The sequence below is a fragment of the Daejeonella sp. genome (genome assembly GCF_044232565.1).
Taxonomy (GTDB): domain Bacteria; phylum Bacteroidota; class Bacteroidia; order Sphingobacteriales; family Sphingobacteriaceae; genus Daejeonella.
Genome location: NZ_JBIILQ010000090.1, coordinates 1 through 9,646, shown reverse-complemented (window position 1 = coordinate 9,646; position 9,646 = coordinate 1). Strand labels below are relative to the sequence as shown.

General features: G+C 37.0%; 9 protein-coding genes. 2 read left to right on the top strand and 7 right to left on the bottom strand.

Features of this window, described 5'->3' with window-relative positions:
• Together ACILQF_RS06710 and dapA are read left to right on the top strand one after the other, a co-directional pair.
• Positions 1–630: helix-hairpin-helix domain-containing protein (locus tag ACILQF_RS06710; protein WP_395626646.1), on the top strand; the 630-nt coding region annotated here is incomplete at its 5' end.
• Between the two features lie 76 nt (positions 631–706).
• Positions 707–1,591, top strand: a complete 885-nt coding sequence (gene dapA / locus ACILQF_RS06705) for a 4-hydroxy-tetrahydrodipicolinate synthase (RefSeq protein ID WP_395626645.1) — start codon at positions 707–709, stop codon at positions 1,589–1,591.
• A gap of 51 nt (positions 1,592–1,642) precedes the next feature.
• On the opposite strand, the gene ACILQF_RS06700 is transcribed toward dapA, so the two are convergent.
• The 7 genes from ACILQF_RS06700 to ACILQF_RS06670 all read right to left on the bottom strand — a co-directional run.
• Positions 1,643–1,840 (bottom strand): histone H1, encoded by a 198-nt coding sequence (locus ACILQF_RS06700; RefSeq protein ID WP_395626644.1) that lies wholly within the window; start codon positions 1,838–1,840, stop codon positions 1,643–1,645.
• Positions 1,841–2,116: 276 nt separating this feature from the next.
• Positions 2,117–3,358 carry an aminotransferase class I/II-fold pyridoxal phosphate-dependent enzyme gene (locus ACILQF_RS06695; RefSeq protein ID WP_395626643.1) on the bottom strand — a complete coding sequence of 414 codons (1,242 nt, stop codon included), beginning with the start codon at positions 3,356–3,358 and terminating at the stop codon, positions 2,117–2,119.
• 159 nt (positions 3,359–3,517) lie between these two features.
• Positions 3,518–5,227 carry a cell division protein FtsZ gene (gene ftsZ / locus ACILQF_RS06690; protein WP_395626642.1) on the bottom strand — a complete coding sequence of 570 codons (1,710 nt, stop codon included), beginning with the start codon at positions 5,225–5,227 and terminating at the stop codon, positions 3,518–3,520.
• A 124-nt stretch (positions 5,228–5,351) separates the two neighbouring features.
• Complete coding sequence (ftsA, locus tag ACILQF_RS06685; RefSeq protein WP_395626641.1) at positions 5,352–6,704, bottom strand: cell division protein FtsA; 1,353 nt, start codon at positions 6,702–6,704, stop codon at positions 5,352–5,354.
• Positions 6,705–6,714: 10 nt separating this feature from the next.
• The gene (locus ACILQF_RS06680; RefSeq protein ID WP_395626640.1) at positions 6,715–7,575 is read right to left on the bottom strand and encodes a cell division protein FtsQ/DivIB; all 861 of its coding nucleotides are present in this window, start codon (positions 7,573–7,575) and stop codon (positions 6,715–6,717) included.
• Positions 7,568–8,923: a UDP-N-acetylmuramate--L-alanine ligase gene (gene murC / locus ACILQF_RS06675; RefSeq protein ID WP_395626639.1), complete on the bottom strand. Its 1,356-nt coding sequence runs from the start codon at positions 8,921–8,923 to the stop codon at positions 7,568–7,570. Before murC ends, ACILQF_RS06680 begins: the two co-directional genes overlap by 8 nt.
• A gap of 8 nt (positions 8,924–8,931) precedes the next feature.
• A partial coding sequence (locus tag ACILQF_RS06670) for a UDP-N-acetylglucosamine--N-acetylmuramyl-(pentapeptide) pyrophosphoryl-undecaprenol N-acetylglucosamine transferase (protein ID WP_395626638.1) occupies positions 8,932–9,646 on the bottom strand: 715 nt, incomplete at its 5' end.

Genomic DNA, 9,646 nt, shown 5'->3' with positions numbered 1-9,646 from the left:
AAGAGAGGATTTGTAAAGCATATCAGCGATTTATACACTTTACATCACAAGGTTGACCTATTAAAACAGATGGATCGATTTGGCGAGAAATCCATTAATAATATGCTTGATGGCATTGAAAAATCGAAGGAAATGCCATTTGAGAAGGTACTTTTCGGACTTGGCATTAGGTATGTGGGAGAAACAGTGGCTAAGAAGCTCGCTGCCCATTTTAAAAACATCGACCAATTGATGAATGCGAATTTTGAGGAGTTGATTGCTGTAGATGAAATAGGCGAGCGTATTGCAGAAAGTCTGATTGACTATTTTGAGGAACCAAAACACAGGGAGCAAATTGAGCATTTGCGAAGCTACGGACTACAATTTGAGTCGTTTCAAAAAAATACTGTATTAGAAAGTAATACATTCGAAGGCAAAACCTTCATAATCTCCGGAGTATTCGAAAAATACAGTCGCGATGAGTTAAAAGACATGATTGAGGCTAATGGAGGTAGGATATTGAGTAGTATCTCCCCAAAATTGAATTATTTGGTTGCGGGTGATAATATGGGTCCCGCGAAACTTGAAAAAGCATTAAAACTTCAAATCCCAATCATTTCTGATCAAGATTTAATCCAGATGTTGCAATAATTTGAAGAAAATATCAAAATATTTAAAAATTCCTCTTAATATTGGAGCATTCTCAAATAAATAATTTTTACGCATAATGAATAGATTTCATGGAACAGGAGTAGCCATCATCACTCCATTCAAAACGGATGGATCAATTGATCATGCTGCTCTAAAAACTGTAATAGATCACATTATTAATGGTGGTGCAGAGTATATTGTATCGCTAGGAACCACTGGAGAGTCGGCAGCATTGAGCAGCGATGAGAAAAAAGCGGTCTGGGAAACCACCATTTCTCACGTGGCTGGGCGTGTGAATCTTGTAGCTGGTGTTGGAGGAAATAATACTTTAGCTGTCTTGGAAGACTTGAAAAAATTTGACAGCAAAGGATTTGATGCAATACTATCTGTCTGTCCCTATTATAACAAACCCACCCAAGAAGGAATATATCAACATTATAAGGCCATAGCTGAAGAGAGCACCTTACCGATTATCCTATATAATGTTCCAGGTAGAACGGGAGTAAACATGACGGCAGATACTACGCTTCGTTTAGCACATGACTTTAAGAATATCATTGCTATGAAGGAGGCTTCGGGCAATTTTGATCAGTTCAATAAAATTATTAGAGATAAGCCAGAAGATTTCTTGTTTTTATCTGGGGATGATCCGATTACCTTACCATTAATTGCAATGGGTGCTGCTGGAGTTATATCCGTTATTGGAAATGCCCTTCCAGGGATATTCTCAACAATGGTTAGAATGTGCTTAGATGGCAAATTTATTGAGGCGCAGCCCTTGCATTACAGTCTGACAGAAATTATAACATTATGTTTTGCAGAAGGCAATCCCGGCGGAGTAAAATCGGCAATGAAGCAATTGGGCATTTGCGGTGACAATATGCGGCTTCCATTAGTTAATGTTAGTGAAAATATAGCGCAACAGATTCGAGCAGAACTGGAGCTCTTAAAATTGCTTTAAAACAAAGAAGGCCCGCTCATAAGAACGGGCCTTCTTTGTTAAGAAGAATTATTATTTCTTAGCTGCTTTCGCTGCTTCTTTATTCTTCATGTCCTGAACTTCAAGACGGATAGCTTGAGCTAGGTTTTTTAAATCTTGCATACCTTTTCTTACACGTGTACCCGCTGCGCTGTTCGCTTTGTTGTAAAATTTGTCAGCATCTGCCTCTAAAGACGCAATTAAATTTTTTGCTTCAGTGAATTTTTTCATGATTCTAATCTTTTTGTTTAGGGTTAGTAATGTTACTATATCCTAATTTAAAAGGTTTTTTTTAAATAAAGCAAAAAATAAAAAAAATAAAATTATATGTTTTTAGGGGGTTAAACGCACCTAATTCAGTAAATAACTAAAGAAAGTAAATAATTAAATACCTAACTGACTTAAAATCAAATACTTAATTAAAAAACGTAAAAAAAAATGCCCTCGGCACATCACTAAGGGCATTATTAATAATTTCAAATTTGAGTATAAATACTTATCTGTAATTTAAGCATTTGATACTGTTTTTTCCTTGTAGTGACCTTTTTTTAATTTCTCGGCCAATTCGCTATAAGCATCTAGTGTACGATTTACATCTTCAATAGTGTGTAGAGCGGTAGGAATCAAGCGAAGCATAATTAATCCCTTAGGAATAACCGGATAAACTACGATAGAACAAAATATACCATAGTTCTCTCTTAAATCCATTGTGATTGCTGTAGCTTCCTGTAATTCACCTTGAAGAAATACAGGTGTTACCATTGTATCTGTTACACCTATGTCGAAACCTCTTTCTTTAAGACCTGTTTGAAGGCTTTTGGCTATAAACCAAAGATTCTCTCTCATTTCAGGCTGACTTTTTAATAATTCCAATCTTTTCCGCAAGCCAACAACCATTGGCATAGGTAAAGATTTGGCAAATATTTGAGAGCGCATATTGTAACGAAGGAAATTAGTAATTTCTTCTGTGGCGGCTATAAAAGCACCAATTCCCGCCATTGATTTGGCGAAAGTTCCAAAATAAATATCTACGCCATCAATACAATTTTGAGCTTCATGCGTTCCAGCACCTGTAGCACCCATGGTGCCAAAACCGTGTGCATCATCTATTAGGAGACGGAAGCTAAACTTACTTTTAAAATCAACAACTTCTTTAATTTTACCTTGAGCACCCGACATGCCAAACACACCTTCGGTAATCACAAGAATTGCACCACCGGTATTTTCAACCCATCTGGTAGCTCTTTCTAATTGCTTTTCAAGGCTTTGCATATCATTGTGAGAATAAACAAAGCGTTTACCCTGGTGTAAACGAACACCATCAATGATACAAGCGTGAGATTCAGCATCGTAAACAATTACATCATGCCTATCTACTAAAGCATCAATTGCCGACATAATTCCCTGGTAACCAAAATTCAATAAAAATGCATCCTGCTTACCTACAAAGTCTGCAAGCTCTCTTTCTAAGGCCTCATGGTTATTGGAGTTTCCAGACATCATACGTGCTCCCATAGGGTAAGCAAGTCCATATTCAGTAGCTCCTTCGATATCTGCTTTACGAACTTCAGGATGATTTGCTAGTCCGAGGTAATTATTAAGACTCCAAACCAGGTGTTCTTTACCTCTGAACATCATATGTGGAGCTATTTCACCCTCTAATTTAGGAAAGGAAAAATAACCATGGGCCATTTTCTGGTGCTGTCCCAGAGGTCCCATATTTTTCGAAATTTTATCAAATAAATCCAATTGGTATAATTTTATTGTTAACGGATATTTGGCGCAAAGTTAAGATTTAGCAAGCTGATTATCAAAAGCTAATTTGGAATATGCGAATTAATAACTTTGTTTAAAAAAAAAGGCCTTTATTCTGAGAGAAAAGGCCTTTTTGTATGAATTAAATTCCGTTTAGTCTACATTATCATGTAGAAAGGAATTATTTGGTCTAATTTCAGTGATTCCCTCATCATTACTAAGCGTAAATCTAGACACTTCAGATTCAGAAGAATGTGGAACATCATGCAATGATAATTGCTTGCGTTTGTAAGCTGGTTCATTCTCCAGCTCTTGTAAGCCATTGCTTGTACGCAATTTCATACTAAGGTCTTTTAGGCGAAGAATTCTTTCCTTAGATTTACGTAATTGCTCTTCAATTGATTCATCCGTTTTATTTTCATCCGGATTTTCCCAAGCCATAAGTACTTCTTTAGCTTCTTCTTTAGCTTCCTCTTGAATTGAAACCTGAAACTCTTCCTGAATCAGTTGAATTTCCTGAATCTCTGGCTCTTCTTGAATCAATTGAATTTCTTGAATCTGTGGTTCTTCATAAACGAAATCTTCATTTTTAATTTCAAATTCGAAGCTAGGCTCTAAAACAGCCATTTCCACAGGCGAAATATCTTCATCCAATTCATGGCGAATAAGCTCCGGATTAGGAACTTTAATATCCTCAACTTTAGGAGCACTGTGGAAATAGCCTGCAAAAAGATCTACCTGACTATCTTGATTTGATTTAAGAACAGGCTCATTGATTCCTACTTTAATCTCTTCAGTTTTCTCTTGAATGAAAATATTTGATTGAACAGGCTTCACTAAAGGTGCTTGTTCAGGAGTTAGTAAAGAAACTTTACGTACTTGACTTTTTTCAACTTCGCGCTCCTCTTTTGTTTGGAAGCCAGTTGCGATGATGGTTACAGAGATTTTTTCTCCCAAACCTGGATCAATACAATTACCCCAAATTAAATCAGCAGCCAAACCGGCTTCCTGTTGGATAAAATCAGTGATTACAGAAACCTCATCCATTGTTACTTCTTTATCACCAGAACTGATATTTAGAAGGATATAACGAGCTCCTTCAATTTCATTGTCTTTCAATAATGGTGATGCTAATGCACCTTCAACAGCTCTTAACGCACGATTTTCTCCTTCTGCAGCAGAACTACCCATGATGGCTACTCCGCTTTCTTGCATAACGGTACGCACATCTTTAAAGTCGACGTTTATATAACCAGGAATGGTAATAATTTCCGCAATCCCTTTAGCTGCTGTGGTTAAAATATTATCTGCTTGTTCAAAAGCAGAACCAAGTGTTAAATTTCCAAATATTTCACGTAGGCGATCATTAGAGATCACCAAATAGGAATCAACATGTTTTTTAAATTCTTCTAAACCCTCTTCCGCCTGATTTTTTCTGCGCTTCCCTTCAAAAGAAAAGGGAGTGGTAATAATTCCCACAGTAAGAATACCCATTTCTTTGGCTGCTTTGGCAATTATCGGACTAGCACCTGTTCCGGTACCGCCACCCATTCCAGCAGTAATGAAAAGCATTTTGGTATTTGAACCCAACATTCTTTTGATGTCATCAATATTTTCAATGGCAGAGTTTTTTCCTACTTCAGGAATAGAGCCTGCACCCATTCCTTCGGTTAAGCTGGCACCTAATTGAACCTTGTTGGGTATCGGACTTAATTCAAGGGCTTGTGCATCAGTATTACAAATAATGAAATCAACACCGGTTATTCCTTGACGGTACATATGATTAACAGCATTACCACCGCCACCGCCAACACCAATAACCTTAATGATTGATGACTTTTCTTTTAACATTTCAAACTGCATATACTTAATTATCAGTTGATTAAAAATTAATTATTATCAAAAATTTGATACGTAATGATAGTAATTTACCCATCATTTTTTTTCACAATTGTTAAAATGTGGGAAACTCTACAATTGTGGATAATTAACGTACATAATCCTCGTCTTTTATATCATCCTTGATAAATTTAGCGCCTGATTGCAAAATCCAATCGAACATTCCAAGACCTTTCCTTTCCTTATCTGAAGATGAAACTTTTTCTGTTATAACAGTACCTGTTTCAACCACCTCTTTAACCATTTCGGCCTTTTGTATTCCCTTAATTAAAAGACCAATACCTGTTGCATACATCGGACTTTTCAATTCTTCGTAAACTGATTTCGGAAGCACCTCATTTTTAGCTAAGTGCTCGTTAGGATATCCAATACGGCTATCTAAACCTGTCACAAATTCAACTAGCTGGGGTAAATGCTTCAATTGAGCGCCACCACCGGTAATTACTACGCCTGCAATTAATTTCTTCTCATATCCTGAAGATTTAATTTCATAGTAAACATGCTCAATGATTTCTTCCATCCTAGCCTGAATAACGTAAGCTAGATTTTTTACTGAAATCTCTTTAGGATCTCTTCCTCTTAATCCAGGAACACAGATTATTTCATTTTCTTTGTTTTCATCTGCCAAGGCTGATCCAAAACGTGTTTTTAGCAATTCCGCTTGATTACGCATCACTGAACAACCTTCGCGGATATCTTCAGTTACACTATTACCACCAAAAGGAATCACAGCGGTATGGCGAATAATGCCTTCATGGAAAATAGCCACATCAGTAGTGCCTCCACCAATATCTACCAAAACAACGCCAGCTTCTTTCTCTTCATCACTTAAAACCGACTCGGAAGATGCCAAAGGCTCAAGAATAAGCTCTTGAGTTTCCAGATCAGCATTACTTACACATTTTAAAATATTTTTTACGGCGCTTACATGACCTGAGATAATGTGAAAATTAGCTTCCAAACGAACGCCAGCCATACCAATTGGATCTTTGATACCCGGCTCATTATCTACGGTAAATTCCTGAGGTAAAACATGAATAATCTCTTCCCCTGGAGGCATCAATAATTTGTACATATCTTCAATCAGCTTATCGATATCCTTACGCTGAATCTCTGTATTAAACTCCTTACGAGTTAATATACCGCGGTGTTGCAAACTCTTGATGTGTTGCCCAGCGATACCAACATTCACAATTTTAACGTCAACATTGGATTGAGCACTGGCTTCTTCAACTGCTTGCATAATTGCCTGAACAGTTTTTTGGATATTGGAGACCACACCACGAGTTACTCCGGCCGATTCGGCTTTGCCCATACCCAAAATTTCGATTTTACCATGTTCGCTTCTACGGCCTACGGTAACACAAATTTTTGTTGTACCGATATCTAATCCGACAACAATTGGTGAATTTTTAGCTGAAACTGAGTTAATTTGATCCATAGGTTTATATTTAATTTTTTGTTGATTCCTGATTTAAAACTGTTGTACTATCACTTACTGTCGTAACAGTATCAATAATTAATTTAGTGGCATTAAGGTTATTTTTATCACAAACCACCTGATTTGCATATTTTAGATTTATAGTTTTATAGGTATCCCAGCCCACTTTTGGCATCGCCTTTTTATAAAAAATAAGTAAATTTCTAAACTTGGTTTGCAAGGAGTCTGCATCGCCAAAAATAATTTTATGATCGCCTACCCGTGGGACCATCTCAATATCCCCCTTAGTGTCCACGTAAATTTGTTCAATTTGATTATCCCAGAGTGTATCTGCTTTAATGAATTGAGCCATACGATAAAGATCTTTAGCAAGCTTGGTATTAAGTGTTTCCACTTTACCTGAAAAATCCTCGTCAATAAGTCCGTTTGCCACCAACACATTTGCCGTAAAATTTTCTGAAAGAGGCATTTTTAAACCATTTTCATCTACATAGAACTGAACATTAGCCCTATTTATTATCCTTAAAATAGGTAATCTTTGTTTAATTTCAACGTGAACAATGCCATCCATATCCGCATAAACCTTTGCAAATTCAATAAATGGATTACTTTTTAAGGAATTTTCTAATGAATGAATATTTATATCTCTAAGGTCTCTACCAACAAGGGTACCGCTGGCCTCCATAAGAATTTTATCCACTTCGTTGCGCTCAATAAAATTATTTCGTCCCGGAAGGATTACTTTTAAATTCTTACACTTCTGGCTAGCCTTTTCCACTTCAATAAAACTCATCAGGAAGATAAGTCCCGAGAGACTTAAAAGCCAAACAAAAGCAGTTAAAATACCCTTCCAGTTAATTTTTTTAAGCATTTTGAAGTATTGTTTTTAAAGGTTGAATTAAAGTATCAATATCTCCTGCACCTACTGTAAGAAGCAATTCCGGTTTATTAGCACGTATATATTCAATTGCATCCTGCTTACTAAGAATCTGTTTATTAGGATTTTTTATCTTATCGAGAACCATAGCGGAATTTACCCCTTCAATTGGAAGTTCTCTAGCCGGATAAATATCTAGCATAATCAGATCGTCGATCATGCTAAGCACCTCAGCAAAGCCATCAGCAAAATCTCTGGTACGGGTAAATAAATGAGGCTGAAAAATAGCCGTTAACTTTTTACTTGGATACAAACTTTTCACAGCCTGAATACAAGCCCTTAATTCTTCTGGGTGATGTGCATAATCATCAATATAAATATGATTTTGCAATTTCACCACATATTCGAATCGACGTTTTACACCAAGGAAGTTTGCCAAGGCATGACGTATTTTATCGGGAGAAATACCCAAGTGTAGTGCTACTTCAATGGCTGCAACTGCATTTTCGATGTTATGCAATCCGGGTAAACCCAACTTAATATTTTCAATAACCCCATTGGCATTCTTAAAATCAAAGAAAAAGCTGCCCTCCTTAATACGGACATTTACTGCCTGAATATCAGCAACAACGCTGGCAGAATAAGTTTTGCCACCTATAAGATCTAGTCCCTCTCTATAAATCAACCTTCCACCCTCTTTAAGTTGAGAGGCAAATTGTTGAAAGGATTCAACGAGATTAGATTTATCACCATAGATATCGAGGTGATCAGCATCCATAGAAGTCACAATAGCGATATCCGGATGCAAGGTTAAGAAAGAGCGGTCATATTCATCCGCTTCCACCACCATGGTATTATTAGTGCCAAACAAAACATTTGAATCGTAATTTGTGGCTATTCCACCAAGAAAAGCAGAGCAATCATAACCCGAATCTTTGAGCACATGCGCGACTATGCTTGAAGTAGTTGTTTTACCATGAGTACCCGCAATGGCGATGGTAAACATGCCTTTGCTTATAATTCCGAGCACTTCGGAGCGTTTCTTCATGGTAAATCCACCATCTCTGAAGAAGTTCATAATATTGGAATCTGATGGAATGGCAGGGGTATAAATAATCAATGTATTGGGATCATTTTCTAGGAAGCTGACTTGTATACTATCTTCATCATCCATAAAAACAACAGGAATACCCTCATTCATGAGTGTTTCTGTAAGTGGTGTACCCGTTTTATCATACCCACAAACTACACAACCACGTTTTTTAAAATAACGTGCTAGTCCGCTCATTCCAATACCACCTATACCTATTAAAAAAACCCGCTGTATGTTCTCCAGTTCCATAGTCTCTTTTATTTAGCTAATTTGAATACTTCGTTTGCAATAATTTCATCAGAATGAGGCAATTCCATTTTCCCGATCTGATTTGCTAAGTCATTACATTTATCTTTATTGTCGATTAAAAGCAGCGCGATATCCATTAATTCAAGCTCTGCCATAGCATCTGTAACCAATAATGCAGCATTTTTCTCAAGAAGAGCCATTGCATTTTTTGTTTGGTGATCTTCTGCCACATTTGGTGAGGGAACTAAAATTACCGGCTTTTTAACCGCACATAATTCTGCTATTGTACCAGCGCCAGCTCTAGAAATTACTAAGTCGCATGCTGCATAAGCCAAATCCATACGATGGAAAAATTCAAGAACCTTCAGGTTAGGATGCTCCTTCCCTTTCAATTGTTCAAGTATTGATTGGAAATAATATTTTCCTGTTTGCCAGATTACTTGTACATCGGCAGCCTTAATTTTATCTAAGGCGGCTAGAACACTTTTATTTAATGTAGCTGAGCCGAGGCTACCTCCTGTGACAAGAATTGTTTTTTTATGTGGCGAGAGACTTAAAAGCTCAGCGGCCTCAAAACGCTTATTTTCGATATCTACGACTTCTTTCCGAATTGGATTTCCGGTCAGTAGAATCTTGTCTTTCGGGAAAAATTTCTCCATTCCATCAAAGGCCACACAAATTACAGATGCATTTTTGCCAAGCCATTTATTGGTAATTCCGGCA

What these genes read in the sequence shown, in the direction of transcription:
- dapA (WP_395626645.1), top strand. Translation starts at nt 707, where the DNA reads ATGAATAGATTTCATGGAACAGGAGTAGCCATCATCACTCCATTCAAA.
- ACILQF_RS06700 (WP_395626644.1), bottom strand. Translation starts at nt 1,840, where the DNA reads ATGAAAAAATTCACTGAAGCAAAAAATTTAATTGCGTCTTTAGAGGCA.
- ftsZ (WP_395626642.1), bottom strand. Translation starts at nt 5,227, where the DNA reads ATGCAGTTTGAAATGTTAAAAGAAAAGTCATCAATCATTAAGGTTATT.
- ftsA (WP_395626641.1), bottom strand. Translation starts at nt 6,704, where the DNA reads ATGGATCAAATTAACTCAGTTTCAGCTAAAAATTCACCAATTGTTGTC.
- ACILQF_RS06680 (WP_395626640.1), bottom strand. Translation starts at nt 7,575, where the DNA reads ATGCTTAAAAAAATTAACTGGAAGGGTATTTTAACTGCTTTTGTTTGG.
- murC (WP_395626639.1), bottom strand. Translation starts at nt 8,923, where the DNA reads ATGGAACTGGAGAACATACAGCGGGTTTTTTTAATAGGTATAGGTGGT.